This is a genomic window from Acidocella sp. (genome assembly GCF_027352905.1).
Classification (GTDB): domain Bacteria; phylum Pseudomonadota; class Alphaproteobacteria; order Acetobacterales; family Acetobacteraceae; genus Acidocella.
The window spans coordinates 74874-101444 of the sequence record NZ_DAIEIF010000050.1 but is presented as its reverse complement, the minus strand read 5'-3'; the positions used below and the strand labels follow the sequence as shown (position 1 = coordinate 101444).

General features: G+C 69.1%; 21 protein-coding genes and 1 tRNA gene. 7 read left to right on the top strand and 15 right to left on the bottom strand.

Features of this window, described 5'->3' with window-relative positions:
- Positions 1–159: 159 nt before the first annotated feature.
- From M7H45_RS09530 to M7H45_RS09500, 7 genes are all read right to left on the bottom strand, one after another.
- Positions 160–1935, bottom strand: a complete 1776-nt coding sequence (locus tag M7H45_RS09530) for a hypothetical protein (RefSeq protein WP_298216397.1) — start codon at positions 1933–1935, stop codon at positions 160–162.
- Between the two features lie 47 nt (positions 1936–1982).
- Positions 1983–2870 carry a CoA ester lyase gene (locus M7H45_RS09525; RefSeq protein WP_298216396.1) on the bottom strand — a complete coding sequence of 296 codons (888 nt, stop codon included), beginning with the start codon at positions 2868–2870 and terminating at the stop codon, positions 1983–1985.
- Positions 2863–4743 carry a biotin carboxylase N-terminal domain-containing protein gene (locus tag M7H45_RS09520; RefSeq protein WP_298216394.1) on the bottom strand — a complete coding sequence of 627 codons (1881 nt, stop codon included), beginning with the start codon at positions 4741–4743 and terminating at the stop codon, positions 2863–2865. Before M7H45_RS09520 ends, M7H45_RS09525 begins: the two co-directional genes overlap by 8 nt.
- Positions 4744–4748: 5 nt before the next feature.
- Positions 4749–6374 (bottom strand): carboxyl transferase domain-containing protein, encoded by a 1626-nt coding sequence (locus tag M7H45_RS09515; protein ID WP_298216392.1) that lies wholly within the window; start codon positions 6372–6374, stop codon positions 4749–4751.
- Entirely contained in the window at positions 6371–7531 is a 1161-nt protein-coding gene (locus tag M7H45_RS09510) for an isovaleryl-CoA dehydrogenase (protein ID WP_298216390.1), read from the bottom strand. The genes M7H45_RS09515 and M7H45_RS09510 overlap by 4 nt, the downstream gene beginning before the upstream one ends.
- 427 nt (positions 7532–7958) lie before the next feature.
- A complete protein-coding gene (locus tag M7H45_RS09505) occupies positions 7959–9743 on the bottom strand; it encodes a monovalent cation:proton antiporter-2 (CPA2) family protein (protein WP_298216388.1) in 1785 nt (594 codons plus the stop codon).
- A 53-nt stretch (positions 9744–9796) separates the two neighbouring features.
- Positions 9797–10978, bottom strand: coding sequence for a UbiH/UbiF/VisC/COQ6 family ubiquinone biosynthesis hydroxylase (locus M7H45_RS09500; protein WP_298216387.1), 1182 nt, complete (start codon positions 10976–10978; stop codon positions 9797–9799).
- Positions 10979–11252: 274 nt separating this feature from the next.
- Here M7H45_RS09500 and M7H45_RS09495 point away from each other — a divergent pair, with 274 nt between their 5' ends.
- The 5 genes from M7H45_RS09495 (at position 11253) to M7H45_RS09475 (ending at position 17470) form a co-directional block, all read left to right on the top strand.
- The gene (locus M7H45_RS09495) at positions 11253–12578 is read left to right on the top strand and encodes an ammonium transporter (protein WP_298216385.1); all 1326 of its coding nucleotides are present in this window, start codon (positions 11253–11255) and stop codon (positions 12576–12578) included.
- Positions 12579–12699: 121 nt separating this feature from the next.
- Complete coding sequence (locus M7H45_RS09490) at positions 12700–13107, top strand: group II truncated hemoglobin (RefSeq protein WP_298216383.1); 408 nt, start codon at positions 12700–12702, stop codon at positions 13105–13107.
- 82 nt (positions 13108–13189) lie between these two features.
- On the top strand, positions 13190–15226 hold the full coding sequence (gene tkt / locus M7H45_RS09485; protein ID WP_298216381.1) for a transketolase: 2037 nt from the start codon (positions 13190–13192) through the stop codon (positions 15224–15226).
- 4 nt (positions 15227–15230) lie between these two features.
- Positions 15231–16244 (top strand): type I glyceraldehyde-3-phosphate dehydrogenase, encoded by a 1014-nt coding sequence (gap, locus tag M7H45_RS09480; protein WP_298216379.1) that lies wholly within the window; start codon positions 15231–15233, stop codon positions 16242–16244.
- A 17-nt stretch (positions 16245–16261) separates the two neighbouring features.
- Positions 16262–17470 (top strand): phosphoglycerate kinase, encoded by a 1209-nt coding sequence (locus M7H45_RS09475; protein WP_298216377.1) that lies wholly within the window; start codon positions 16262–16264, stop codon positions 17468–17470.
- Between the two features lie 5 nt (positions 17471–17475).
- Here M7H45_RS09475 and M7H45_RS09470 read toward each other — a convergent pair whose 3' ends face one another.
- The gene (locus M7H45_RS09470) at positions 17476–18789 is read right to left on the bottom strand and encodes an MFS transporter (RefSeq protein ID WP_298216375.1); all 1314 of its coding nucleotides are present in this window, start codon (positions 18787–18789) and stop codon (positions 17476–17478) included.
- Between the two features lie 99 nt (positions 18790–18888).
- Positions 18889–19095 (bottom strand): hypothetical protein, encoded by a 207-nt coding sequence (locus tag M7H45_RS09465; RefSeq protein ID WP_298216373.1) that lies wholly within the window; start codon positions 19093–19095, stop codon positions 18889–18891.
- A 144-nt stretch (positions 19096–19239) separates the two neighbouring features.
- Here M7H45_RS09465 and M7H45_RS09460 point away from each other — a divergent pair, with 144 nt between their 5' ends.
- Complete coding sequence (locus M7H45_RS09460) at positions 19240–19797, top strand: type 1 glutamine amidotransferase domain-containing protein (RefSeq protein WP_298216372.1); 558 nt, start codon at positions 19240–19242, stop codon at positions 19795–19797.
- An 18-nt stretch (positions 19798–19815) separates the two neighbouring features.
- Here M7H45_RS09460 and M7H45_RS09455 read toward each other — a convergent pair whose 3' ends face one another.
- The 5 genes from M7H45_RS09455 to M7H45_RS09435 form a co-directional block, all read right to left on the bottom strand.
- The gene (locus M7H45_RS09455; protein WP_298216370.1) at positions 19816–19974 is read right to left on the bottom strand and encodes a DNA gyrase inhibitor YacG; all 159 of its coding nucleotides are present in this window, start codon (positions 19972–19974) and stop codon (positions 19816–19818) included.
- Positions 19971–20822, bottom strand: a complete 852-nt coding sequence (locus tag M7H45_RS09450; protein ID WP_298216368.1) for a ribonuclease E/G — start codon at positions 20820–20822, stop codon at positions 19971–19973. Before M7H45_RS09450 ends, M7H45_RS09455 begins: the two co-directional genes overlap by 4 nt.
- A complete protein-coding gene (locus tag M7H45_RS09445; RefSeq protein WP_298216405.1) occupies positions 20819–21379 on the bottom strand; it encodes a nucleoside triphosphate pyrophosphatase in 561 nt (186 codons plus the stop codon). The genes M7H45_RS09450 and M7H45_RS09445 overlap by 4 nt, the downstream gene beginning before the upstream one ends.
- Entirely contained in the window at positions 21364–21567 is a 204-nt protein-coding gene (infA, locus tag M7H45_RS09440) for a translation initiation factor IF-1 (protein ID WP_408832781.1), read from the bottom strand. Before infA ends, M7H45_RS09445 begins: the two co-directional genes overlap by 16 nt.
- A gap of 174 nt (positions 21568–21741) precedes the next feature.
- Positions 21742–21816: transfer RNA gene (locus M7H45_RS09435), tRNA-Val, on the bottom strand.
- A 47-nt stretch (positions 21817–21863) separates the two neighbouring features.
- On the opposite strand from M7H45_RS09435, the gene M7H45_RS09430 reads away from it, so the two are divergent.
- Positions 21864–23189 carry a chloride channel protein gene (locus tag M7H45_RS09430; protein ID WP_298216364.1) on the top strand — a complete coding sequence of 442 codons (1326 nt, stop codon included), beginning with the start codon at positions 21864–21866 and terminating at the stop codon, positions 23187–23189.
- Here the strand turns inward: M7H45_RS09430 and dnaE are convergent.
- On the bottom strand, positions 23155–26565 hold the full coding sequence (gene dnaE, locus M7H45_RS09425; RefSeq protein ID WP_298216362.1) for a DNA polymerase III subunit alpha: 3411 nt from the start codon (positions 26563–26565) through the stop codon (positions 23155–23157). The two genes, M7H45_RS09430 and dnaE, sit on opposite strands and share 35 nt — an antisense overlap.
- Positions 26566–26571: the final 6 nt, after the last annotated feature.

The following is a 26571-nucleotide window of genomic DNA, read 5'->3' as shown; positions in this document are numbered from 1 at the left end:
ATCGCCGCCGCGCCGGACGGGATGCGGATTCTCCTGCTGCGCCCCGGCGAGACGCCGCCGCCCGGCGCGGTGCGCGCCGCCATCCGCGCGGATGCCGCCAGCCGGGCCGAGGCGGCGGCGATGGAGTGCCCCGGTCTCGTCTGCGGGCCGTGACCCGCCCTAACGGCCCGGACCGGGACGGGGGACGCGCCAGCGCGGATCGCACCAGACGAGGGCGATGGCGATGTCGCGCGAGAGGTCTCTCAGCAAGGTCCGTTCCATGCGGTCATAGCCTTTGCCATGCGGGCGCGCGCCGCAATGCAGCAGGCCGATGAGATGGCCGAAAGTGACGAGCGGGAATAACAGCCCGGTGGCGAGGCGCGAGCCGGTCTCCTCCAGCTCGACCGGCTGGGTATCCCCGATCAGCGCCACCGCCGGATCCTGGGCGGGGAGGATCTGGCCAGGCGGGGAGAGGCTCTCGAAATCGCCCGCCGCGTTTCTGGTGTAGAGCGTCGCGCTCTCCATGTGCAGGGCCCGGCCGACGCCGCCGGTAACGAGCCGCGCCAGGGCGGGCAGGTCGGGCGCGGCGGGCAGGGCGGCTTGCAGCCGGGCCAGGGTCTGTTCGAGATGGCGGAGATCGCCATCGAGCAGGAAGATCACCAGCGTCGTCATCCGGCCCTGGAACCAGGCCATCGAGAGCGCCACGGCGACGGGGATGCCGTAAATCAGCCATTCATTGGCGCGGTGCGAATCCGCGAGGGTATCGAGAAGCTCCTCGGCCAGCTTGACGATGGCGAAGATGAGCGCGACCGACACCGCGTAGGCGATGCCGCGGCTGATGATGAAATCCACCCCGGCGATCCGCCGCGCGAAAATGGCCCAGGGATAGCCGATGCCCACGCCGAGCAGCGCCGTGTCAAAATACCAGAACATCCAGCCGGGCGGCTGCGCGCCGGCGAGGAGGAAAATTTCCTGGATGATATAGGAGGACAGGGTGACGAGGGTGGAGATGAAGATGATGCGCAGGACGAAGCTGCGCTCCGGGCTCGCGCTCCAGACGGCGGCGGCGAAAATGGCGAGGGAGCTCAGCTGTGTCAGGCATTGCGCGACCGGCAGCAGCAGGGGCGAAACCGGGATGAGCGGCGCGTTGAACAGTATGGTGGCGAGCTGGCCCGCGGAGAGACCCACCACGCAGAGCAGGGGGATGGCGAAGACCGCCCAGGTGGCGCGCTTGAGGGCGGGCGCGCCGGGAAACAGAGTCATGGCGAAGGCGGTGCGCATGGCATAGGCGCCGGGGCGGGCCAGGGTGGCGATGGTGAGGCCCGCCACCTGAAGGCTGACGGGCAGCCCGGCGAAGGTGCTCACCGGACTATCCGCCATCGCCCCGCAGCCGAGATAGAGCCCGGCCCAGAAGGCCGGGCGGCCATGGGCGAATTGGAGGATGCAGAGCGAGGACATCAGCAGCGCCAGGCGGATGAGGATGTCCAGCCCGTGCTTGGCAAAATTGCCGCGCTCATGATGGTTGAGGGCTTCCGCCAGCGCCTCGTCCTCCAACCCTTGATGCGCGGCGAGGGCGGCGCTGGCAGAAAGGTGCCGCGGAAGGGGATAGGCGAAGGCGAGCTTCTCCCGCAGGGTCCAGCCGGTCATGTCGATGACCTGGCCGGGGCGGAAGCCTTGCGCCTGCCCGGCGGGGGTCACCGAGACCAGCTGATACCGCCCGCCGCTCAGCATCCGCGAATCCATCTCGACCAGATGGCCGGTGCTGAGCTGCCGCGCCACGCCGAGCGGCGCGCGGGCGCCGCCCCGCACATAGCCCGTGGCCATGAGAATGATGACGAAAAGCCCGAGCGCGCCGAACAGCGCGACCGGGACGGCCCGCCGCCAGTCGAGGTCATGGTGGTTGGCGGCGCGGCGCGGCGGGCGGAGGGCGAAGCGGATGGATGCGAATGAGACCATGGCTCTGGCGCCTCCTGGCGGCTGGACCGGCCCCGCTCCGCTTCCCGCTAGCCCGGCGGCAGGCGTGACAGGGTTTTGCGCGCCTGTTTGAGATGGGGCATGTCGAGCATCTTGCCGTTGAGGGCCACGACCCCCGCCCCGGGATTGGCCTCGAAGAGGGCGACGATTTCCCGCGCGGCGGCGATATCCGCCTCCGAGGGGGTCATCACCTCGTTGATGATCGGCACCTGGGCCGGATGGATGGCCATGACCCCGGTGAAGCCGTCCCGCCGCCCGGCCTCCGCCCAGGCGCGCAAACCCGCCTCGTCGCGAAAATCCGGAAAGACGGTGTCGATGGCCGGCACCCCGGCGCTGGCCGCCCCGGCGATGCAGAGCGAGCGGGCGATGCGGCAGAGATCGTTGAGCACGCCCTCCGGCGTGCGGTTATGGGTGGCGCCGACGGCGGCGGGGAGATCCTCCGCCCCCCAGGTGAGGGCGGCGAGGCGCGGCCCCGCCGCGGCGTAGCCGCCGAGATTGAACACCGAGGCGGCGGTCTCGGTGGCGATGGCGAGGATGCGGGTGCTGCCGGGGGCAAGGCCCGAGGCGGCCTCGAACGCGTCCAGGTAATGAGAGAGGGTGATGACATCCGCCACCGAATCCGGCTTGGGCAGGGCGATGCCGTCGGGCGCGCCGGGCATGATGGCGGCGAGGTCCGCCAGGGTCAGCCCGGTGGCCAGCGGGTTGACGCGCACCCATAATTCCGGCCCGCCGCGCGGCCCGGCCAAGGTTTGCGCTGCCAGGGCGCGGGCCTGGTCCTTGGCGGCGAGCGCCACGGAATCCTCGAGGTCCAGGATCAGCGCGTCCGCGCCCGAGCCCTTGGCCTTGGCGAGCTTGTTGGGCGCGTCCGCCGGGACGAACAGCCAGGAGCGGGGGATCATGCGGGTGGGGTCAGCCATTGGATGTCTCTCCAGGGTCAAGGCGCAGCAGCACGACGCCCTCGGCCACGCGGGCGCCGGGGGAGACGTTGAGTTCCGCCACCACCCCGTCGCACGGGGCGGTGAGGGTCATTTCCATCTTCATCGCCTCCATCACCGCGAGGGGCGCGCCTTTCCTCACCTTATCGCCCAGGGCGACGGCGACGGAGAGGACATGCCCCGGCATGGGCGAGAGGACGAGGCCGCCACTTTCGCCGCCGGACTGGGCGTCGTCAAACGCCGCCGCCTCCCGGAAGGAATAGGCGCGGCCATGGGCGAAGACCACGATCTCCTCCCCCGCCACATGGACGGGCAGAGAGGGGGCGGCGCCGCGCGGCACAATGACTTCATGGGTCTCGCCCTCATATTGCAGCCGCGCCTCGATATGCGGCGGGGCGTTGAGGCGGAAGCCGCGCAGGCCGGGCGGCGCGTTCAGCGTGGCGATGCGCGCCAGGGCGGCGGCTTGCAGCACCTTCGGCTCCGGCGCGGCGGGGCCGAGCAGGGCGGGCAGATGCGTGGCGATGAAGCCGGTATCCAGCCGGGCCTGGAGAAACTCCTCCTGCCGGAGCGTGCGGGCGAGGAAGGCGGCATTGGTCTTCACCGGCCAGACCTGCACCCCGGCGCAGGCGAGGGCCAGGGTTTGCGCGGCGGCCTCGCGGCTGGGGGCGTGGGCGATGATCTTGGCGATCATCGGGTCGTAATAGGCGGTGACCTCGCTGCCCGGCTCGACGGCGCTGTCCACCCGCACGCCCGCCTCCGGCAGGACGAGATGCTCGAGCACGCCGGTGGAGGGGAGGAAGCCGGTTTCAGGATTTTCGGCGTAGAGCCGGGCCTCGATGGCGTGGCCGCTGAAGCGGATCTCCTCCTGGCGCAGGGGCAGGGCCTCGCCCGAGGCGACGCGCAATTGCCATTCCACCAGATCCTGGCCGGTGACCGCCTCCGTTACCGGATGCTCGACCTGGAGGCGGGTGTTCATCTCCATGAACCAGATGCGGTCGGCGCGCAGCCCCTCCGAGGCGTCGGCGATGAACTCGATGGTGCCCGCGCCCTCGTAATCCACCGCCCGCGCCGCCTGCACGGCGGCGGCGCAGACCGCCGCGCGCGCCTGTGCGCCCATGCCGGGGGCGGGGGCTTCCTCGATCACCTTCTGGTGGCGGCGCTGGAGGGAGCAATCACGCTCGAAGAGATGGACGACATTGCCATGGGCATCGCCGAAAACCTGGACCTCGATATGGCGGGGACGGCTGACATAGATTTCCAGCAGCACCTTGTCGTCGCCGAAGGCGGCGGCGGCCTCGCGCTGGCAGGCGGCGAGGGCGGCGGGAAATTCCTCGGCCGAATCGACCCGGCGCATGCCATTGCCCCCGCCCCCCGCCACGGCCTTGATGAGCAGGGGAAAGCCGATGCGCTGCGCCTCGGCCAGCAGGCGGCCGGGCGACTGGTCCTCCCCCAGATAGCCGGGGGTGACCGGCACGCCCGCCTTCTGCATCAGCGCCTTGGCCGCGTCCTTGAGGCCCATGGCGCGGATGGAGGCGGGTTTTGGCCCCACCCAGACCAGCCCGGCATCCAGCACCGCCTGGGCGAAGGCCGCGTTCTCGGAGAGGAAGCCGTAGCCGGGATGGATGGCGGCGGCCCCGGCGCGCTGGGCGGCCGCGAGAATCTTCTCCGCCGAGAGGTAGCTCTCCCGCGCCGGGGCGGGGCCGATCTCATAGGCCTCGTCCGCCTCGGCGACGAAGGGGGCGGCGGCGTCCGCCTCCGAATAGACGGCGATGGCGCGCACGCCGAGGCGCCGCGCGGTGCGGATGATGCGGCGGGCGATCTCGCCGCGATTGGCGATGAGCAGGGAGGGGATCATGCGCGTCACATCCTGAACAGGCCGAAGCGCGGCGCCTCGGGAATGGGGGCGTTGAGCGCCGCCGAGATCGAGAGGCCGAGCACGTCGCGGGTCTGAACGGGGTCGATGATGCCGTCATCCCAAAGCCGGGCGGTGGCGAAATACGGGTTGCCCTCCGCCTCGTAGCGGGCGCGGATCGGCGCCTTGAAGGCGGCCTCCTCCTCGGCGGGCCAGCTGCCGCCCTTGGCCTCGATGCCATCCCGCCGCACCGTGGCCAGCACGCTCGCGGCCTGCTCCCCGCCCATAACCGAGATGCGGGAATTGGGCCAGGTGAAGAGAAAGCGCGGCCCGTAGGCGCGGCCGCACATGCCGTAATTGCCCGCGCCGAAACTGCCGCCGATGAGCACGGTGAATTTGGGCACGCTGGCGGTGGCGACGGCGGTGACCATTTTGGCGCCATCCTTGGCGATGCCCCCGGCCTCGTATTTGCCGCCGACCATGAAGCCGGAGATGTTCTGGAGAAAGACGAGCGGCGTGCGGCGCAGGCAGGCGAGCTCGATGAAATGGGCGGCCTTCTGCGCGCTCTCGGAGAAGAGCACGCCGTTATTGGCGAGGATGGCGACGGGAAAGCCCCAGATGCGGGCGAAGCCGGTGACGATGCTCGACCCGTAGAGCGGCTTGAACTCATGGAAGGCGGACTCATCCACCAGCCGGGCGATGACCTCCCGCACCTCGTAGGGGGCGCGGACATCGGCGGGGATGATGCCGTAAAGCTCCTCCGCCGCGTAGCGGGGCGGCTTGGGGGGCGCGAGGTCGAGATCCACCGCCTTGCGGGTGTTGAGCCGGGCGACGATGCCGCGCACCAGGGCGAGGGCGTGCTCGTCATCCACCGCCACATGGTCCACCACGCCGGAGCGGCGGCCATGCGTGTCCGCGCCTCCCAGCTCGGTGGCGGAGATGACCTCGCCCGTCGCCGCCTTCACCAGCGGCGGCCCGGCGAGGAAGATCGCCCCCTGGCTCTCGGCCCCGCGCCCGCGCACGATCACGGTTTCATCCGACATGGCCGGCACATAGGCCCCGCCCGCCGTGGAGAGGCCCATGACGCAGGCGATCTGGGCGATGCCGCGCGCGCTCATATTCGCCTGGTTGTAGAAAACGCGGCCGAAATGCTCCTTATCCGGGAACACCTCCGCCTGGTGGGGTAGATTGGCCCCGCCGGAATCGACGAGATAGACGCAGGGGAGGTGGTTTTCCAGCGCGATCTCCTGCGCGCGCAGATGCTTCTTCACCGTGAGGGGGAAATAGGCTCCGCCCTTCACCGTCGCGTCGTTGGCGACGATCATCACCTCCCGCCCCGAGACCATGCCGATGCCGCAAATGATGCCAGCACCCGGGGCCTCGTCATCGTAGAGACCGTTGGCGGCGAGCTGGCCGATCTCGAGGAAGGGGGCGCCAGGGTCGAGCAGGCGCTCCACCCGCTCGCGCGCCAGCAGCTTGCCCCGCCCGATATGGCGGGCGCGCAGGGGTTCCGGCCCGCCCAGCCGCGCCGCCGCCGCCTTCTCCCGCAATTCCGCCGCCAGGGCGCGGTTGAGGGCGGCGTTGCGGGCGAAGGCCTCGGAGCCGGTATCGACGGTGGAGGTGAGGTGCGTCATGCGCCCAGCAGCTCCCGGCCGATGAGATAGCGGCGGATCTCGTTGGTGCCCGCGCCGATATCGTAGAGCTTGGCGTCGCGCGCCAGGCGCTCGACCCCGGTTTCCTTGAGGTAGCCCGCGCCGCCGAAGGCCTGGATCGCCTCCAGGCAGACCCGCAAGGCGTTCTCGCTGGCGAGAAGGATGGCGCCCGCCGCGTCGAAACGGGTGGTGTGGCCGGCATCACAGGCCCGCGCCACGGCATAGACATAGGCGCGGGCGGAATTCAGCGCCACGTACATATCCGCGATCTTGCCCTGCATGAGCTGGAAATTGCCGATGGGCTGGCCGAACTGGCGGCGCTCCTTCACGTAGGGCAGCACCGCGTCCAGCGCCGCCTGCATCAGGCCGAGCGGACCCGCCGCCAGCACGGCGCGCTCGTAATCCAGCCCGGACATCAGCACCTTCACCCCGCCATTGAGCGGACCCATGAGATTCTCCTCCGGCACCTCGCAATCCTGGAAGATCAGCTCGCCGGTATCCGAGCCGCGCATGCCCATCTTGTCGAGCTTCTGGCCGGTGGAGAATCCCTTGAAGCCGCGCTCGACGATGAAGGCGGAGATGCCGCGCGGCCCGGCCTGCGGGTCGGTCTTGGCGTAGACCACCAGCGTGTCGGCGATGGGGGCGTTGGTGATCCAGAATTTATTGCCGTTGAGGATGTAGCGGTCGCCTTGCTTCTCGGCCCGCAATTTCATCGAGACCACGTCCGAGCCCGCGCCCACCTCCGACATCGCGAGCGCGCCGACATGCTCGCCGGCGATGAGGCGGGGAAGGTAGCGCCGCTTCTGCTCCGGCGTGGCCCAGCGGCGGATCTGGTTGATGCAGAGATTGGAGTGGGCGCCGTAGGAAAGACCGACGGAGGCCGAGGCGCGGGAGAGTTCCTCCACCGCCTGCACATGGTCGATATAGCCGAGGCCGAGCCCGCCATCCGCCTCCTCCACCGTGATCCCGTGCAGGCCGAGCGCGCCCATCTCGGTCCAGAGGGAGCGGTCGAAATGGTTCTCGGCGTCGATCTTGATGGCGAGAGGCGCGATGCGCGACTGGGCGAATTTCGCCGCCGTCTCGCGCAGGGCGAGCGTGGTCTCGCCCAGGCCGAAATCCATCTCCATGCCCTGCGTCATTCGCGTGCTCCTCCCTCGCATTCTGGTCCGCGTGCTTCTTAACCCCCTGGCCGCCAAAGATGAAGAGCCGGGGTAGGCAGGAGGGTGGTGCGGGCGGCCGGGATCGAACCGGCACGGGATTGCTCCCAACGGATTTTCGTACCCCCACGGTTTTCACCGCCGGCCCGGCGGGGCCGTTTGGAGTCTGGACTATACCTTCGCCCTGGCGCCGCGGCGCTTTAGGCGCTGCCCGTCTAGTCTCTACACCTTCCGGGGCCGGGGAGTCCGGCTCCGGCTTGGCTCGGGGTTGCCATGTGACAGGGTTCCCCGAATTTGAGCAGTTCTACGCCGCGGGTTTCCCCGCGCGCACCCAAATCGTTCAAGTCCGTTGCGTCTACCTGTTTCGCCACGCCCGCACGCGGCTTCTTTAGCGTCTAATTGCGGAGCGTCAAACCGCCGGGCCGGCCGGGGTGTCGCTCTTGTCGGATTGGAAGAGGTCGAGCAGTTCCTGGTTGGTGTCCTGGACGGATTGGATGATCTTCGTCTCATCCCGCGCGAAGGTGAAGGATTCGCGCAGCATGCGGTCGTCACGCTCGCGAAAGAGGGCGATGGCGCGCTCCGCCTGGGATTTGGGCACGTGCAATTCCTCCAGCACGATTTCCGTGAGCCGCAGGGCGGAGAAAAAGGTCTCGCGCACGAAGAGATCCACCCCCGCCTCCATCAGCAGATGCACGTGGTGGCGGTTGCGCGCCCGCGCCACCACGCGCAGATGCGGGAATTTGCGCCGCACCATCTCCGCGACGGCGAGGCTGGCCTCGACATCGTCGAGCGCGATCAGCAGGATTTTCGCGCTCTCCGCCCCCGCGGCGCGCATCACGTCCTCGCGCGTCGGGTCGCCGTAATAAACCTTCATCCCCAGCCGGCGCACCACCTCCACCTGCTCGGGGCTGCGGTCCAGCGCGGTGAAGCGGATCTTCTGCATGGCCAGCACCCGCCCGGCGATCTGCCCGACCCGGCCGAAGCCGCAGATGATGACCGGCGCATCCGCAGGGGTGGAGGCGAGCTTGTCGAAGGGGGGCGGGGATTTCCTTGTCTCCAGCCGGGGGATGAAAAAGCGCTCCGACATGGCGAACAGCACCGGAGAGAGCATCATCGAGAGGGCGATGACCAGATTGGCCCAGGCGGCATAGGCGGGGGCCAGCGTGCCCGCCGCCAGCGCGGCGGCGAAGAGGACGAAGCCGAACTCCCCGCCCTCGGAGAGGGAAAGGGCGAAGCGCAGCGCCGCGCCGGGCAGGCGCCGCCGGACATAGGAGACGGCGAAGGCGAGCAGGGTTTTCACCGCCACCAGCCCGATGACGAGGCCGATGATCTGCAACGGATGGCGGAGCAGCAGGGCGAGGTCGCTCGACATGCCGACCGAGATGAAGAAGAAGCCGAGCAGCAGGCCCTCGAAGGGCTCGATATCCGCGTGCAGCTCGTGCCGGTATTCAGAATCCGAGACCACGACCCCGGCGAGAAAGGCGCCGAGCGAGGCGGAGAGCCTCGCCCAATCCGCCAGCGTGGCCGTGCCGACCACCAGGAGCAGGGCGGTGGCGGTGAACAGCTCCGGCGTTCTAGCCCGCGCCACCGCCCGGAACAGATAAGGCATGAGCAGAGTGCCGCCGAGGAGGATGGCCGCCACCACCGCGACGCCGCGCGCCACGGCCTCCCAGGAGAAATGGGGCGTGCCGCTACCCGCGAGCAGCGGCAGCAGGGCCAGGGCGGGAATGGCCGCCATATCCTGAAACAGCAGCACGGCAAAGGCGTCGCGACCCGGTATGGTGGGCAGGAGCTTGCGCTCGGCGAGCAGCGGCAGGGCGATGGCGGTGGAGGACAAAGCGAGGCCGACGCCCAGCACCGCCGCCTCGGCCACCGGAACGCCGAGGAGATGGGCGACGGCCCCCAGGGCGAGCGCGCTGGGCAGCATCTGCCCCAGCCCCAGGCCGAAAATGGCCTTGCGGAGAATCCATAAGCGGTGCGGCCGCAGCTCCAGCCCGATGAGAAAGAGCAGCATGGTGATGCCGAGCTCGGAGATGTCGCTGATCTCATGGATATTGGTGACGAGGCCGAAGCCGGAGGGGCCGATGGCCACCCCGGCGATGAGATAGCCGAGAATGCTGCCCAGCCCGGCATAGCGGGTGAGCGGAACGGCGATGACGATGGCGGCGAGCAAAATGACGAGGGTCAGGAACATGGCCGATCGCTTTCTAAGCCGCTTCTAAAGCCGCGGGGGAATGAGGGAAGGGGCTAATGGCCCATCGCCGCCAGCATGAAGCGGCGCTTGAGGCCGGGCAGGCGCTCCACGGCGGCGAGGCCGAGATCGCGCGCCAGGCGGAGCGGCGGGAAATCGGTGGAGAAGAGGCGGTCCAGCGCGTCCATGCCGAGCAGCATGGCCATGTTGATGGGGCGCTGGCGGGCCTGGTAGGCGCGCAGCACCGGCTCCGCGCCCGGGTCCGCCGCGCCGCCGGCGATCTCGGCGAGGGCGGCGGCGTCGCGCAGGCCGAGATTCAGCCCCTGGCCCGCGATGGGGTGGACGCCATGGGCGGCGTCTCCCGCCAAAGCGAGCCGCGTGGCGTAATAGCGGGCGGCGTACATGGCCGAGAGCGGGTGGAGCCAGCGCCGCCCGGCCAGCTCGATCTCCCCCAGCCTGCCGCCGAGCCGGGTCTGGGCCTGGGCGGCCAGCGCCTCGTTATCCATGGCGTGGAGGAGGCGGGCATTGGCGTCGCTCTCGGTGAAGACGATGGCGGAGAGATGGGGATGGGCGATCGTGCCCGTCATCGGCAGCACGGCGAAGGGGCCGCCGGGCAGGAAATGTTCCCAGGCGACATTGTGATGCGGGCGCTCATGGGCGATGGCGAAGATGACCGCCGTCTGGCGGTAGGGCAGGCGGGTGACGGGAATGCCCGCCTGGGCGCGCAGCGGCGAGTGCCTGCCCTCCGCCGCCACCACCAGCCGGGCGGTGAAATTCTCATGGCCGACACGCAGCGTGACGCCCTCCGCCGCGCGGGTGACCGTGGCCTCGGCGGGGGCGCGCAGGATGACGCTGGATTGCGCGAGGGCGGCGTTGAGAGCGACGCGGACGGAGCGCGCCTCGATGATCCAGCCGAAGGGCTCGTCGCCGATGGCGCTATGGCCGAAATGCAGGCTGAGGCGGGAGGGGGGCTGGCCGGGCTTGCCGTCGGTGACGTCGATATCGAGGATGGGGCAGGGAGCGTAGGGCAGCCGCTCCCACAGCCCCGCCTCCGCCAGCACGGCGCGGCAGCCATGGGCGATGGCATAGGCCCTGCCATCGAAATCCGGATGCTCCATCGGCTTGAGATCGGCCTTGTCGATGAGCAGCACCTTGCGGCCGCGCGCCGCCAGGGCCAGGGCCAGGGTGCCGCCCACCGGGCCGGCGCCCACCACCGCGATGTCGCAATCTTGGGTCATGAATGCTCTTTGCCAGAACTCCGCCCCGGCGGATAGCAGCGGCCATGGCGAACGAGGCGGGCGGTCCCCGCCTAAAAAAACGGCAAATTTGTTTGAGGGGACGGCGAAGCCGGGCAGCGGCGCGGGAGGCGGGACAGAGTCGCCCCGCCCGCCGGGGCTGGCACATTAATTGCTTTGCTGAAGCTCGCTGATGCACTGGGAGCTTTCACGTTATGCGCCGCTGGCCTGCCAGGGCTCCGGGCCGCAAGGCGGCGCGATGAGGAACGAGGGTTCGATGATAAAAAAATCTTTCATGGGCGTGGCTCTGGGGGTGGGGTTGGCAGCGTTCGGCCTCGCGCCCGCGCTGGCGCAGACCGTTGCGCCGCCGCCGCCTCTCAATTCGGGGGACACGGCCTGGATGCTCACCTCATCGGCGCTGGTGCTGATGATGACCGTGCCCGGGCTCGCTTTGTACTACGCGGGTTTGTTGCGCAAGAAGAACATGCTCGCCATGCTGATGCAATGCTTCTTCACCACCGCCCTCGTCACGGTTTTGTGGTGCATCGTGGGCTATAGCCTGGCGTTCACGGCGGGTTCCGGCCCGCTCGCGCCCTATTTCGGCGGCTTCTCGCGGGTGATGCTGCAAGGCACCGGCCTCACCGGGCTTTCCGGCACCATTCCCGAGACGGTGTTCGCCTTTTTCCAGTGCACCTTCGCCATTATCACCCCCGCCTTGATGCTGGGCGGCCCGGCCGACCGGCTGAAATTCTCCTCCGCCATGGTGTTCGTCGGCATCTGGCTGCTGCTCGTCTATTGCCCGATCGCCCATATGGTCTGGGGGCCGGGCGGCTTTCTCGGCGGGCTCGGCGTGCTCGATTTCGCGGGCGGCACGGTGGTGCACATCGATTCCGCCGTGCCGGGGCTGATCGCCGCGATCATGGTGGGCAAGCGCTCCGGTTACGGGCGGGAGAACATGGCGCCGGGCAACATGGCCTACGCGCTGATCGGCGCCTCCCTGCTCTGGGTGGGCTGGTTCGGCTTCAATGCCGGCTCCGCCCTGACGGCGGGCGGCCTCGCCGGCATGGCGGCCATCAACACCCAGCTCGCCACCTCCGCCGCCGTCGTCTCCTGGGTGCTGGCGGAATGGGCGGTGAAGGGCAAGCCGAGCATGCTGGGCGCGGTCTCTGGCGCGGTGGCCGGCCTCGTCGCCATCACCCCGGCTTGCGGTTTCGTGCCGATTGGCGGGGCGCTGATCATCGGCCTCGCCGCGGGGGTGGTCTGCTTCTGGGGCGTCACCGGCTTCAAGAGCATGTTCGGCTACGATGACGCGCTGGATGTGTGGGGCGTGCATGGGCTGGGCGGCATTCTCGGCGCGCTGCTCACCGGCGTGTTCGCCGTCGCCGCGGTGGGCGGCCAGGGCCATTCCGGCCTGATCGACGGCAACCCGCACCAGGTTCTCGTCCAGGCCGAGGGCATCATCGTCACCATCGTGTACGACGCGGTGCTCAGCTTCATCATCCTCAAGCTGATCGACATGACCATGGGGCTGCGCGTCACCCAGGAGGACGAGATCGAGGGGCTGGACATCACCCTGCATGGCGAGGTCGTCTCCCACGGCTGAGGCTTTGGCGGTTCGCGCCGCTCTCCCCCCTTCCGGCCCGGCCGGGAGGGGGTTTCGTTTGGCGGGCGGCGCCATGATCTGGATCAATGGCGGCGGGCGGGGTTGGTGCTCTGAGCCTGGCATGAGCGAGGCGGAAAGCGGAACCATCTATGACCGGCTGGGCGGCGCGGCCTTTACGCGCGCCCTGGCGGACCGGTTTTATGATATCATGGAGAGCGACCCGGCCTATGCCGGATTGCGCGCGATGCACGAGCCGGATCTGGGCCCGGTGCGGGACTCCTTCGCCGGGTTTCTCGCAACCTGGCTCGGCGGCCCGCGCGACTGGCTGGCGGCGCGCGGCGGCGGGTTTTGCGTGATGTCGCGCCATGCGGGCATGGGCATCACCGCGGAGACCGCCGGCCAATGGGTGGCGGCGATGCGCGCGGCGATGGCCGAGCTGGTGACCGATGCCCGGCTGCGCGCCAAGATCGACGAGGCATTCACCCGCCTTGCCGCCGCCATGGCCCGCGGCGGCGGGGAGAACGCCTGAAATCCGCGCCCCCGCTTGCGCGGCGGGTTGAAGGACGCGACGTGTAGGATTATGCACGCGCCAGACCTGAACGGGCGGAGAGATGGCGAGCAGCGCGGATCAATCGGAGAACGAGGCGGCGCTCAGGCGGCAGGCGGAGGTGCTGGCGCGCCCCTTGGATGAAAACCGGATGATGGCGAATGCCATCCGCGCTTTGGCGGTCGACGCGGTGGAGGCGGCCAAATCCGGCCATCCCGGCATGCCGATGGGAATGGCCGACGCCGCCACCGTGCTCTACCGCAAATTCCTGAAATTCGACGCCGCCGCCCCGGATTGGTGGGATCGCGACCGTTTCGTGCTCTCCGCCGGGCATGGCTCGATGCTGCTTTACGCGCTGCTCCACCTCACCGGCTATGAAGGCATGGGCATCGAGGAGCTGAAACGCTTCCGCCAGCTTCATTCCCCCGCCGCCGGGCATCCCGAATATGGCGAGCATCCCGCCATCGAGATGACCACCGGACCGCTGGGCCAGGGCTTTGCCACCGCCGTGGGCATGGCGCTGGCGGAGCGGATGCTGGCGGCGAAATTCGGCAAATCCCTCGTGGATCACCGTACCTGGGTCATCGCCGGGGATGGTTGCCTGATGGAGGGGGTCTCGCACGAGGCGGCCGCCCTGGCCGGGCATTTGCGGCTGAACCGGCTGACGGTGCTTTGGGACGATAATTCCATTTCGATCGACGGGGCGACCAGCATCTCCACCTCGGAGGACACGCTGAAGCGCTTCGCCGCCTATGGCTGGGCGACCCGGCGGGTGGACGGGCATGATTTCGGCGCGCTCGCCGCCGCGCTCGCCTTCGCGCAGAAATCGGCGAAGCCGACCATCATCGCCTGCAAGACCATCATCGGCTTTGGCGCGCCCCACAAGGCGGGCACGGCGGCGGCGCATGGCGCGCCCCTGGGCGGCGCGGAGGCCGAGGCCGCCAAGCGGGCGCTGGGCTGGGAGCATCTGCCCTTTACCGTGCCCGAGGATATCCAGCGGCTCTGGCGCGAGACCGGGGCGCGCGGGGCCGCCACCCGCCGCGCCTGGCTGAAGCGGCTGGCCCGGCACCCGCTGCGGGCCGAATTCGAGCGGGTGATGCAGGGCAAGCTGCCCGAGGGCTGGGCCGAGGCGATGGGCGCCTATAAAGCGGAGCTGGCCGCCGCCGCGCCCAAGCTCGCCACCCGCCAATCCAGCCAGAAGGCGCTGGAGGCGCTGGTTCCCGCCATTCCCGAACTCGTCGGCGGCTCGGCGGACCTCACCGGCTCCAACCTCACCCTGGTGAAGGGCATGGCGGCGGTGGAGCCGGGCAATTACGCCGGGCGCTATGTTTTCTACGGCGTGCGGGAATTCGGCATGGCGGCGGCGCTCAACGGCCTCGCCTTGCATGGCGGGCTGATCCCCTATGCCGGCACATTCTTCGTCTTCACCGATTACATGCGCCCCGCCATCCGGCTGGCGGCGCTGATGGGCACGCGCGCCATCCATGTCCTCACCCATGATTCGATCGGGCTGGGAGAGGACGGGCCGACGCACCAGCCGGTCGAGCATCTCGCCAGTTTCCGCGCCATGCCCAACGTGCTGGTGCTGCGCCCCGCCGATGCGGTGGAGACAGCCGAGGCCTGGGAAATCGCCATCCGCAACATGAAGGGGCCGAGCCTGCTCGTCCTTTCCCGCCAGGCCACGCCCGCCCTGCGCGAACAGGCCAACGGCAATCTCGTCGGGCGCGGCGCCTATGTGCTGGCCGAGGCGGCCGGGCCGCGCGCCGCCACCATCATCGCCACCGGCACCGAGGTGGCGCTGGCGATGGGCGCCAGGCGCAGGCTGGCGGAGCAGGGGGTGGAGGTGGCGGTGGTCTCCGCCCCGTGCCTGGAACTCTTCGCCCAGCAGGACCCGGCCTATCAGCGCGAGGTGCTGGGCACCGCGCCGCGGATCGGCGTGGAGGCGGCTTGCGGCTTTGGCTGGGAGCGCTGGCTTGGCCCCGAGGGCGTGTTCATCGGCATGCGCGGCTTTGGCGCCAGCGCCCCGGCGGAAATCCTGTATGAGCATTTCGGCATCACGGAGGCGGCGATCGTCGCCGCGGTTAAAAAAGAAGGAAACTGACTCAATGGCTGTAAAAATCGCGATCAACGGCTTCGGCCGCATTGGCCGTCTCGTCCTGCGCGCGCTGATCGAAAGCGGCCGTGACGACGTGACGCCCGTGCTGATCAACGATCTCGGCTCGGTCGAGGATAACGCCCATATGTTCCGCTACGATACCGTGCATGGGCGCTTTCCCGGCACCGTCGAGGTGAAGGGCGACAGCCTGGTCATCACCCATAACGGGCGCAGCTACGGCCCGATCAAGGTGAGTGCCGAGCGCGACCCGGCCAAGGTGCCCTTGCAGGGCGTGGACGTGGCGATGGAATGCACCGGCCTGTTCACCAAGCGCGAGGCGGCGGCGCAGCTTCTCACCGCCGGGGCGCGCAAGGTGCTGGTCTCCGCGCCCGCCGATGGGGTGGACGCCACCATCGTCTATGGCGTCAACCACAAGACGCTGACCAAGGATATGCAGGTGATCTCCAACGCCTCCTGCACCACCAACTGCCTGGCCCCCGTCGCCAAGGTGCTGCATGAGAGCTTCGGCATCGAGCGCGGCTATATGGTGACGATCCATTCTTATACCGGCGATCAGAAGACCGTGGACACGCTGCATAAGGATCTGCACCGCGCCCGCGCCGCCGCCTGCAACATCATCCCGACCTCCACGGGTGCCGCGAAAGCCGTCGGCCTCGTGCTGCCGGAGCTGAAGGGCAAGCTGGACGGCACCGCCATCCGCGTGCCCACCCCCAACGTGTCGCTGATCTCGCTGGACGCGGTGCTGCGGAGCCAAGCGACGGCGGAGGAGATCAACGCCGCGATGAAGAAGGCCGCCGAGGGCGAGCTGAAGGGGATTCTCGGCTATTCCACCGAGAAGCTGGTCAGCTCGGATTTCAACCATGTGCCGGCCTCGTCCACCTTCGACGCGCCGCAGACGACGGTGGTGGATGGCGGCCTCGCCCGCGTGCTTTCCTGGTACGATAATGAGTGGGGCTTCTCCAACCGCATGTCCGACACCGCCGCCTATTTTGGTGCGCTGTGAGCCAGGCGAAGGCGGCCATGCCGGGCCGCACGCTCGACGACGTTGACGTTAAGGGCAAGCGGGTTCTCCTGCGCGCCGATTTGAACGTGCCCATGCGGGACGGCAAGGTGGCGGACGCCACCCGGCTGGAGCGGCTGCTGCCGACGATCCGGGAATTGTCCGGAAAAGGCGCCAAGGTGATCGTGCTCAGCCATTTCGACCGGCCCAAGGGCAAGGTGGTGCCGGAGCTCTCCCTCAAACCCGTCGCCGAGGCGCTGGGAGGCATACTCGGCCGCCCGGTCGGCTTCGCGCCGGATTGCGTGGGGCCCGAGGCCGAGAAGGCTGTCGCCGGGATGAAAGACGGCGACGTGCTGGTGCTGGAGAATACCCGCTTCCATCCCGGCGAGGAGAAGAACGACCCGGAATTCGCCGCGCAGCTGGCCAGGCTCGGCGATATATACGTCAACGACGCCTTCTCCGCCGCGCATCGCGCCCATGCCTCCACCGAGGGGGTGGCGAAACACATGCCCGCCTTCGCCGGGCGGCTGATGCAGGCGGAGTTGCAGGCGCTGGAAAAGGCGCTGGGCCATCCGCAGCGCCCGGTGGCGGCGATCGTCGCGGGGTCCAAGGTCTCGACCAAGCTCGATCTGCTCAACAACCTCGTCACTAAGGTGGATATCCTGGTGATCGGCGGCGCGATGGCCAACACCTTTCTCGCCGCGCAGGGCCATCATATCGGCAAATCCCTCCAGGAGCCGGAATTACACGCCGCGGCGCTGGAGATTTTGAAGACCGCCGCCGCCAAGGGCTGCGAGGTCATCCTGCCCAAGGACGTGGTGGTGGCGGAAAAGCTGGAGCCCAACGCCCGCACCCAGGTGGTGAGGGTGGATGCCATTCCACCCAACGCCATGGTGCTGGATGTGGGGCCGGAGACGGTGGACGCCTTCATCAAGCGCCTGCCGGAGATCAAGACGATCATCTGGAACGGACCGCTCGGCGCGTTCGAGACCAAGCCCTTCGATGCCTCCACCAACACGCTGGCCAAGGCCATCGCCAAGGCGACCAAGGAGGGCAAGGTGATCTCGGTGGGCGGCGGCGGCGATACGGTTTCGGCGCTCAAGCTCGCCGGGGTGCATGACGATCTCACCTATCTCTCCACGGCGGGCGGCGCCTTCCTGGAATGGATGGAAGGCAAGATCCTCCCCGGCGTGGAGGTGCTGAGCAAGGCGTTCTCCAACCTCGGATAGGCCGCTTAGACGGCCGAGAGCGGCTTGGAGAGCTCCTCCAGGGATTTGCCCTCGGCCGGCTCGGCCAGGAAGGCGGCGAGAATTCCCGCCCCCAGCATCAGCGCCCCGGCGAAGCCATAGCCGGCGCAGATGCTCCAGGGATGGCCGGAGCCGATGAGCCGCCCGAAGGCGAGGGGGGCGGCCACCCCGCCCAGCGCCGTGCCGAAGGCGTAGAAGAGGGCGATGGCCATGGCGCGGATTTCCAAGGGGAATAATTCGCTGGCGGTGAGATACGCCGCGCTCGCCGCCGAGGAGGCGACGAAAAATATCGCGGCCCAGGCGAGGGTCTGGGTGGTGGCGTTGAACCAGCCCAGCGCGAAGCCGTAGCCGGTGACGGCCAGCATCAGCCCGGAGAGGATGTAGGTGAGGGCCAGCATCGGCCGCCGCCCCACAGTGTCGAAGAGATGGCCGAGCAGCAGCGGGCCGAGAAAATTGCCCGCCGCCAGCGGCAGGAGATAAATGCCCGCCCGCCCCTGGGGGACGTGGTAGAAGCGGGTGAGCATCAGCGCGTAGGTGAAGAACAAGGCGTTATAGAGAAAGGCCTGCGCCGCCATCAGCGCCAGCACCAGCACGGTGCGGCTTTTATATTGGCCGAACAGCACGGGCAGGATGAGGCCGGGACCGAAACTCTTGCGGGGATGCAAAGTGAGGGCGGGGAGCGCTCCGGGCGGAGGCGTGCCGGTTCTCGCCTCGATCTCGCTCATCACCGCCTCCGCCGCCTCGGCCTGGCCATGCGTCACCAGCCAGCGCGGGCTTTCTGGGATCATGCGGCGCAGGGCGATGACGACCAGGCCGAGCGCCGCCCCCAACCCGAAGCCGAGCCGCCAGCCGAGGCTCTCGGGCAGGTAGCGCGGGTCGAGGAGAATGAGCGTCATCCCGGCTCCCAGCGCCGCGCCCAGCCAGTAGGTGCCGTTGAGGCCGAGGCTGAGGCGGCCGCGCAGCCGCGCGGGCATCAGCTCGTCCACGGCGGAATTGACCGCCGCGTATTCCCCGCCAATGCCGAGCCCGGTGAGCAGGCGGAAGGCGGCGAGCGAGACGCCGTTCCAGGCGAAGGCGCTGAGCAGCACGCCCGCGAGATAGCAGCCGAGGGTGATGAAAAAGATGCGGCGGCGGCCGAAACGGTCCGAGAGCCAGCCGAAGACCAGCGCGCCCGCCACCGCGCCGCCCAGATAGCATGAGCCGATCGCGCCGATATCGCCCGGCCCCAGCCCCAGGGTGCGCGGGCTGGCGAGCACCGCGCCCATGGCGCCGATGATGGTGACTTCCAGCCCGTCCAGCATCCAGCTGGTGCCCAGCCCGGCGAGGATCAGCGCGTGAAAGCGGCTCCAGCGCAGCCGGTCCAGCCGGTGGGGAATGGCGGTGCGCAGGCTATGGATGGGTTAAAACCCTCCGAAGCTGGCCGGGTCTTCCAGCGGGTCGGCGGTGCCGCGCTCCGCCGGCTGGTGCAGGGCGGGCTCGCGGGTATCCGCCTCTCGCGCGGCGCGCTCCGCTTCCTGGCGGGCGCGCTCCATCAACCGCCAGGCCTGGGCGGCATAGTGGCGCATGCGTTCCCTTTCGGCCTCGGAGAGAAAATTGGTTTGCTCCATGCTCCATGGAATAACAGCTTCCGCTCCGCCGATCCTGGCCGGCAGATGAGGAAGGCGTCATCCGGCTTGGATTCCGCGGCGCGGCTCCCAATTGGTCCTGCATTCCATCAGAGGCGGTTTCCGCCAAAGAAAGGAGGATCTCACATGAGCAATCTCAAATCCCTCAAAGTCGCCGTGCTGGCCACGGATGGTTTCGAACAATCCGAGCTGACAGAGCCGGTGCGCGCTCTGCGCGAAGCGGGGGCGGAGCCGGTGGTGGTCGCGCCGCATGGCGGCGAGATCCAGGGCATGCGGCATCATGAGAAAGGCGATAAGGTGAAGGTGGACCAGACGCTCGACCGGGTGGACGCCAAGAGCTTCGATGCGCTGGTGCTGCCGGGCGGGGTCGCCAACCCGGATGAACTGCGCACCAACAAGGAGGCGATGGCCTTCGTCCGCCATTTCGTCGAGGCGGGAAAACCAGTGGCGGCGATCTGCCATGGGCCGTGGAGCCTGGTGGAGGTGGGGGCGGTGAAAGGCCGCAAGCTGACCTCCTGGCCGTCGCTGCGCACCGACATCAAGAACGCCGGCGGGGAATGGGTTGATCAGGAGGTGGTGGTGGATGGCATGGTCATCACCTCACGCAAGCCTGATGATCTGCCCGCCTTCAATAAGGCGCTGATTAAAATGCTGGAAAGCCGGCCGGCGCGGCACGCCGCCTGACGGGCGAGGGGTGGCGGCTCAATCCTTGCCGCCACCTTCCTCATCCTCCTGCCCGGCGGGCACTGGCAGCCGGTAGCTGTCGTTGAGCCAGCGGCCGAGATCGACACCCGCGCAGCGCTTCGAGCAGAAGGGCTTATGGGCGGGATGGGAGGGACGGCGGCAGACGGGGCAGGTCATGGCGGCAGGATTTCATGCAAGGGCGGGCGGACGCGGCGGCGGCTGATCTCCGCGAAGCCGAGATGGGACAGGCCCAGCAGATGGGGGCGGAGCGGATCGTTTTTCAACCCCTCCGCCAGAGGCGGCAACAAGCCGCGCCGCCGCGCCGGCTTCAGTCCCGCGAAATCCACCACGATGCCGCCCGAGAGATTACGCAACACGATCTGGCGGCAGAGTTCCGGAATCACCGCGCGATTGAGCGCGAGCGGCGACATGGCGCTGGCCGCGGCGGCGTCTATATCCAGCAGGGTGGCGGCCGGGGCGGGAGTGATGTGCAGGCGCGCCCCATGAGGGAGCGGGGCCGGGCTTTCACGCAGCGCGGCGATCTCATCCTCCAGCACCGGGTCGAAGGCGCGGGGCGTGTAGCGGGCGGCGGGCAGCTCCGGGCGGAGTTCGGCCAGGAGGGCGTGATCGTCGATCGCGATCTCCTCCGCCGGGTAGCGGGCCGCGAGGTCAGCCAGCGGGCCGGGGCCGCGGGCGATGAGGCCGGGGGCGGCGCCGGGCGGCGCGGGGGTGAGGTCCAGGCGCGGGCCCTTATCCCCCTGGGCGGCGCGGCTGACCCTGACGGTGACATATTGCCCCTGGGTGAGCGTTTTGCCGCCGGCGCTGTCCGGTAGAAATCCGGAGAGGCCGCCGCCGAGGGCCACGAAGCATCCCGCCAGCGCCTTTTCCCGGGTTTCCACCCGCCCGGTATAAACATCGCCCACCCCATCCGGGGCGGCGCGGTTCCAGACATGAAATTCCAGCAGCGCATCGCCGCGCAGCCGCGCGATGCGGATGAACGTATCCTGGACGGAGACGGCGATCACCGCCAGCCCAGGCCGCGCAGCAGCGCGGCGGTCTCGTGGAGGGGCAGGCCGACCACCCCCGAGCAGGAGCCGGCGGTGAAATCGATGAAGGCGGCGGCCCGGCCTTGCAGCGCATAGGCCCCCGCCTTACCCCGCCACTCGCCGCTGGCGAGATAGGCGTTGATCTGCGGCTCATCCAGCCGGGCGAGGCCGACGACGCTCACCGCCACCCGGCAGGCGACGCGGCCATCCGGCGCGCGCACCGCCACGGCGGAAAACACCTTATGGCGGCGGCCGGACAGCAGGCGCAGATGCCTGGCCGCTTCCTCCGGCGAGTCGGTTTTGGGAAGGATGCGCCGCCCGGCGGCGACGACGGTGTCCGCCGCGATTACATAGGAATCGGGCTCGGGCCGCAGTTTTTCCAGCGCCATGCGCCGGGCATAGGCGCGGGGGAGTTCGCCGGGGCGGGGAGTCTCGTCGATATCGGGAGGCAGGACGCGGGCGGGTTCTATGCCGATTTGCCGCAGCAGCGCGAGGCGGCGGGGGCTGGCCGAGGCTAGAATTACTTGAAGCGGAATGTGATGCGGCCCTTGGTGAGGTCGTAGGGGGTCATCTCGACATTCACCCGGTCCCCTGCCAGCACGCGGATGCGGTTCTTGCGCATTTTACCGCTGGTATGGGCGAGGATCACATGGTCATTATCCAGCTTGACGCGGAACATGGCGTTGGGAAGCAATTCGGTGACCGTGCCGCTGAATTCGATCATATCTTCTTTGGACAAACACGCCTCATCTTGCTGAAAACCGGGAAACTGCGCCCAAATGGGCCGGTATTCCGCCCGCGTCAAGCTGGCAGCCATGGGGCGGGCGCAGGGGCGGGTCCCGGCGCGGCGGCGGCGGGCCGGGAAAACCGGGCGCTAACATATTGCAATAGCAGGATATGGTGGGCACAACAGGGATTGAACCTGTGACCCCCACCATGTCAAGGTGGTGCTCTACCGCTGAGCTATGTGCCCATATCCGTGCGGGCTTACTAGCGGCGTTGAGGATGGGAGGCAAGGGCTTGGGGAAGTGGCGGGAGATCGCCGCGCGGCGGCTGCCCCGGTTAATGAGCCGGTTCTGGCGGCGGCGGGCGGCCTTCTGGGGCGGGGCGGTGGGCGTGGGGCTGGCGAGCGTGCTGTTCGCCAAGGCCGCCGATGGCGGCGAGACTTTGTTCCGCGAGATCCGGGCGCAGGGAAGCCTCTGGCCCCTGCTCATCACGCCGCTCGGCTTCGTGCTCTGCGCCTGGGCGGCCTTCCGCCTGTTTCCCGGCTCGCAGGGCAGCGGCATCCCCCAGGCCATCGCGGCGCGGGAATTGCCGCGCGGCCTCGCCCGCCGCCGCCTGCTCTCCCTGCGGCTATGCGCCGGCAAGGTGGCGCTGACGGTGCTGGCGCTGATTTGCGGCGCCTCGGTGGGGCGGGAAGGGCCGACGGTGCAGCTCGGCGCCGGGATCATGCTGCAGGTGAGCCGGTTGCGCGGGCTGCAAAATGAGCGGGGCCTGATCCTGGCGGGCTCGGCGGCGGGCATCGCCGCGGCCTTCAATGCGCCCTTGGCGGGGGTGGTGTTCGCCATCGAGGAGATGAGCCGCAGCTTCGAGGCCAAGACCAACGGCCTGGTGCTGACGACGGTGATCATTGGCGGCCTCGTCTCGCTGGGGGTGATGGGGAACTACACCTATTTCGGCGTGACCAGCGCCACCGTCACCGGGTGGAGGGATTGGGGGCTGACCGTGTTTTGCGGCGTGGCGGGCGGTTTTTTGGGCGGGGCGTTCAGCCGCTGGCTGCTGGGGCTGATGGGCTGGGCGCGGGGGTTGATCGCGGCAAACCCGCGCCGCCGCCTGCTTTATCCTCTGGCTTGCGGCGGCCTCGTCGCGCTGATGGGCCTGCTTTCAGGCGGCGAGAGTTTCGGCGCCGGTTATGCCATCGCCCGCGCGGCGGTGGAGGGCGCGGCGCCGCCCTGGTTTTACTGGCCCGCCAAATTCGTGGCGACGCTGGCGACGGCGGCCTCGGGCATCCCCGGCGGCATTTTCGCGCCCTCGCTCTCGGTGGGGGCGGGGTTCGGCGCCTGGGCGGCGCAAATGGGCGGCGCCGGGGCCAGCCTGGGAGCGGTGCTCGGCATGGCCGGCTATTTCGCCGGCGTGGTGCAGGCGCCGATGACCGCCTTCGTCATCATTGTCGAAATGACCGGCAATACCGGGGCGATGATCCCGGTGATGGTCGCCGCCATGCTGGGGATGGGGGTATCGCGCCTGGTGTGCCGGCGCCCGCTCTATCATGAGATGGCCCATGCCTTTCTTCGCGCCGCGGCGGCGGAGCCTATAGGGTCTCGACCAGCTCCACCCCCGGAATGAGCTTGACCGCCTGGGCCAGCCGGGGCGAGACGTTGAACCCGCCCGGCAGCCGCAGCTCCGGCCGGGCGGCGGCGCCGGTGCGCGGCGCCAGGATCACCCGCCCGCGCCCGCGCCCCTCGCGCTCCAGCAGGGATTTGAGCGAGGGCACCGCCTCCTCGCGGTCCAGCCAGATTTTCAGGCTGGCGCCCGCCTCGCGCGCGGCGTCGTCCAGCAAGGCCACGTCGCTGGCGGTGATGCGCAGCGATTCGCCCTCCAGCTTCAGATCGGCGGTGACCATCAGCGCGGCGCCTTCCTCCAGCATCTCCCGCGCCCGCCCCAGCACCTCGGAGAACAGCGTCACCTCGAAACTGCCTTGCATATCGGAGAGGGTGAGCCACATCATCCGGCTGCCGGTGCGGGTGACGCGTTCCTTTTTGGCGGTGACGGTGCCCGCCAGCTTGACGCGCCCGCCCCCGGCCTCGGCCCGGCGCTGGATGGCGTGGGAGGGCACGACCTCCAGCCGCCGCAGCGCCTGGGCGTACATGTCGAGCGGGTGGGCGGAGAGATGGAAGCCGATCGCCTCCGCCTCGAAGGCGAGGCGCTCCATTTCCGGCCAGTCCGGCCCGCGCGTGAGGCGGAGCGGCTCCGGCCCGCCACCGCCGAACAGGCCGATCTGCCCGCTCTCCTGCTCGGCCAGGCGGGTCTGGGCGGCGCGCAAGATCGCCTCGGCGGCGGCGAAGACGCGGGCGCGGTTGGGCTCGAGACTGTCGAACGCCCCCGCCTTGGCGAGAATCTCGATCTGGGCCCGGGTGAGGCCGCGCGGGTCGATGCGGGCGGCGAAATCCTCGAGCGAGGCGAAGGGGCGATCGCCGCGCGCCCGCACCAGCTCCTGCATTGCCCCCACCCCCACGCGCTTGACCGCCCCCAGCGCGTAGCGGATGGCGGCGCCGCCATCCGGGGCGGTTTCCACCTCGAAATCCGCGCCGGAGCGGTTGATGTCCGGCGGCAGGACCTGGATGCCAAGGCGCAGCGCGTCCGCCCGCAGCATGGCGATTTTCTCGGTATTGGCGAGGGCGAGGGACATGCAGGCGGCGAGCAGCGCCACCGGATGGTTGGCGCGCAGATAGGCGGTTTGGTAGGAGACGAGGGCATAGGCGGCGGCGTGGGATTTGTTGAAGCCGTAATCCGCGAATTTCGCCATCAGGTCGAAGATCTCGTTGGCCCGCGCCTCGGTGAAGCCCTTTTTCAGCGCGCCCTCGCAGAAGATCTTGCGCTGCGCCTCCATCTCGGCATGGATTTTCTTGCCCATGGCGCGGCGCAGCAGATCCGCCCCCGCCAGGGTGTAGCCCGCCATCACCTGGGCGATCTGCATCACCTGCTCCTGATAGACGATGATGCCGTAGGTCTCGGCGAGGATGGGGTGGATGGCGGGGTCGGGCGCCGCCCATGGCGCGCCGCGCTTACGCTCGCAATAATCGGGGATATTGGCCATCGGCCCCGGGCGGTTGAGAGCCTGGATGGCGATGAGATCCTCAAACCGGTCCGGGCGCATCTGGGCGAGGGCGGTGCGGAACAAGGCGGTTTCGAAGGTGAACACCCCGGCGGTGTCGCCGCGCCCGATCATCTCATAGGTCTTGGCGTCATCCAGCGGGATGGCGGCGATGTCCAGCTCGATGCCCTGGCGGCGCAGGAAGTTCAGCGCCCGGTCGATGATGGTGAGGGTGGTGAGGCCGAGGAAATCGAATTTCACCAGCCCGACCTGCTCGACATATTTCATCGAATACTGGGTGACGAGCAGATCCGAGCGCGGGTCTTTGTAAAGCGGCACCAGCTCGACCAGATCACGGTCGCCGATGACCACGCCGGCGGCATGGGTGGAGGCGTGGCGGTAGAGTCCCTCGATCTGCTGGGCGATTTCGAGCAGCCGCGCCAGCCCCTCATCCGCGTCGCGCATCTCGCGCAACCGGGGCTCGCCCGCGATGGCCTCCCGCAAGCTCACCGGCTTGGCGGGGTTGTTGGGGATCAGCTCCGCCACCTTGTTGACCTGGCCGTAGGGCAGGCCGAGCACCCGCCCGACATCGCGCACTGCCGCGCGGGCCTGGAGCTTGCCGAAGGTGATGATCTGGGCGACGCGCTCGGCGCCGTATTCGTTGACGACGTAATTGATCACCTCGTCCCGCCGCTCCTGGCAGAAATCGATGTCGAAATCCGGCATGGAGACACGCTCGGGGTTGAGGAAGCGCTCGAAGAGCAGGGCGTAGCGCAGCGGGTTGAGATCGGTGATGCGCAGCGCCCAGGCGGTGAGCGAGCCCGCCCCCGAGCCGCGCCCCGGCCCCACGGGAATCCGGCGGGATTTCGCCCATTGGATGAAATCCGCGACGATGAGGAAGTAGCCGGGAAAGCCCATCTGCGCGATGACCCCGAGCTCGAACTCCAGCCGTTCCCAATAGGGCGGTTCTTCCGCCTCGGGGATCGCCTCGGCGGCGAGGCGCTGGCGCAGCCCCTCCCGCGCCAGTTCGCGCAGGGTCTCCGCCTCGCCCGCGCCGCCGCGCAGCTTGGCGCAGACGGGCAGCAGCGGCTTGCGGGTGGCGGTCATCACCGCGCAGCCGCGGGCGATGGCGAGGGTGTTGTCGCAGGCATCCGGCAGGTCGGCGAACAAGGCGCGCATCGCCGCCGCGGGCTTGAACCAATGCTCAGGGGTGACGCGGCGGCGGTCTTTTTCCGCCAGCACCCGCCCCTCGGCGATGCAGAGCAGGGCGTCATGGGCCTCATACATGCCGGGATGGGCGAAGAAGCACTCATTGGTGGCAGCGAGGGGCAGATCCAGCGTCTCGGCGAGGATAAGGAAACCGGGCTCGACCGCCTGCTCCAGTGCCTCGCCATGGCGCTGGAGTTCCAGGGCGAGGCGGCCGGAAAACGCCTCTTTCAGCGCCGCCAGGCTGGCGCGGGCTTCCTCCATCTGGCCCTCGGCCAGCAGCCGGCCGAGCGGGCCGCGCGCCCCGCCGGTGAGCAGGAACAGGCCCTCGGCATGGTCGAGCAGCTGGGCAAGGCTGATTTGCGGCTTTGCCGCCTCGCCATCCAGATAAGAGAGCGAGGAGAGGCGTTGCAGATTGGCGTAGCCCGTCTCGGTCTGCGCCAGCGCCACCACGGGGGCGGGCGGGGTGGGGGCGCCGGGGCGGGCGAGGCCGAGCTGGCAGCCGATGATGGGCTGTACCCCGGCCTTGGCGCAGGCCTGGCTGAATTCGAGCGCGCCGAACATGTTGGAGGTATCGGCGATGGCGACGGCGGGCATGGCGTCCGCCGCCGCCAGCGCGGCGATTTTCTCCGGCTTGATCGCGCCCTCCGAGAGGGAATAGGCGGAGTGGACGCGCAGATGCACGAAATCGGCGTGGGGCATGGGACT

Bases quoted from the DNA above. Each gene is read 5' to 3' on its own strand.
- M7H45_RS09530 (WP_298216397.1), bottom strand. From the start codon at position 1,935: ATGGTCTCATTCGCATCCATCCGCTTCGCCCTCCGCCCGCCGCGCCGC.
- M7H45_RS09525 (WP_298216396.1), bottom strand. From the start codon at position 2,870: ATGGCTGACCCCACCCGCATGATCCCCCGCTCCTGGCTGTTCGTCCCG.
- M7H45_RS09520 (WP_298216394.1), bottom strand. From the start codon at position 4,743: ATGATCCCCTCCCTGCTCATCGCCAATCGCGGCGAGATCGCCCGCCGC.
- M7H45_RS09515 (WP_298216392.1), bottom strand. From the start codon at position 6,374: ATGACGCACCTCACCTCCACCGTCGATACCGGCTCCGAGGCCTTCGCC.
- M7H45_RS09510 (WP_298216390.1), bottom strand. From the start codon at position 7,531: ATGACGCAGGGCATGGAGATGGATTTCGGCCTGGGCGAGACCACGCTC.
- M7H45_RS09505 (WP_298216388.1), bottom strand. From the start codon at position 9,743: ATGTTCCTGACCCTCGTCATTTTGCTCGCCGCCATCGTCATCGCCGTT.
- M7H45_RS09500 (WP_298216387.1), bottom strand. From the start codon at position 10,978: ATGACCCAAGATTGCGACATCGCGGTGGTGGGCGCCGGCCCGGTGGGC.
- M7H45_RS09495 (WP_298216385.1), top strand. From the start codon at position 11,253: ATGATAAAAAAATCTTTCATGGGCGTGGCTCTGGGGGTGGGGTTGGCA.
- M7H45_RS09490 (WP_298216383.1), top strand. From the start codon at position 12,700: ATGAGCGAGGCGGAAAGCGGAACCATCTATGACCGGCTGGGCGGCGCG.
- tkt (WP_298216381.1), top strand. From the start codon at position 13,190: ATGGCGAGCAGCGCGGATCAATCGGAGAACGAGGCGGCGCTCAGGCGG.
- gap (WP_298216379.1), top strand. From the start codon at position 15,231: ATGGCTGTAAAAATCGCGATCAACGGCTTCGGCCGCATTGGCCGTCTC.
- M7H45_RS09475 (WP_298216377.1), top strand. From the start codon at position 16,262: ATGCCGGGCCGCACGCTCGACGACGTTGACGTTAAGGGCAAGCGGGTT.
- M7H45_RS09470 (WP_298216375.1), bottom strand. From the start codon at position 18,789: ATGCTGGACGGGCTGGAAGTCACCATCATCGGCGCCATGGGCGCGGTG.
- M7H45_RS09465 (WP_298216373.1), bottom strand. From the start codon at position 19,095: ATGGAGCAAACCAATTTTCTCTCCGAGGCCGAAAGGGAACGCATGCGC.
- M7H45_RS09460 (WP_298216372.1), top strand. From the start codon at position 19,240: ATGAGCAATCTCAAATCCCTCAAAGTCGCCGTGCTGGCCACGGATGGT.
- M7H45_RS09455 (WP_298216370.1), bottom strand. From the start codon at position 19,974: ATGACCTGCCCCGTCTGCCGCCGTCCCTCCCATCCCGCCCATAAGCCC.
- infA (WP_408832781.1), bottom strand. From the start codon at position 21,567: ATGATCGAATTCAGCGGCACGGTCACCGAATTGCTTCCCAACGCCATG.
- dnaE (WP_298216362.1), bottom strand. From the start codon at position 26,565: ATGCCCCACGCCGATTTCGTGCATCTGCGCGTCCACTCCGCCTATTCC.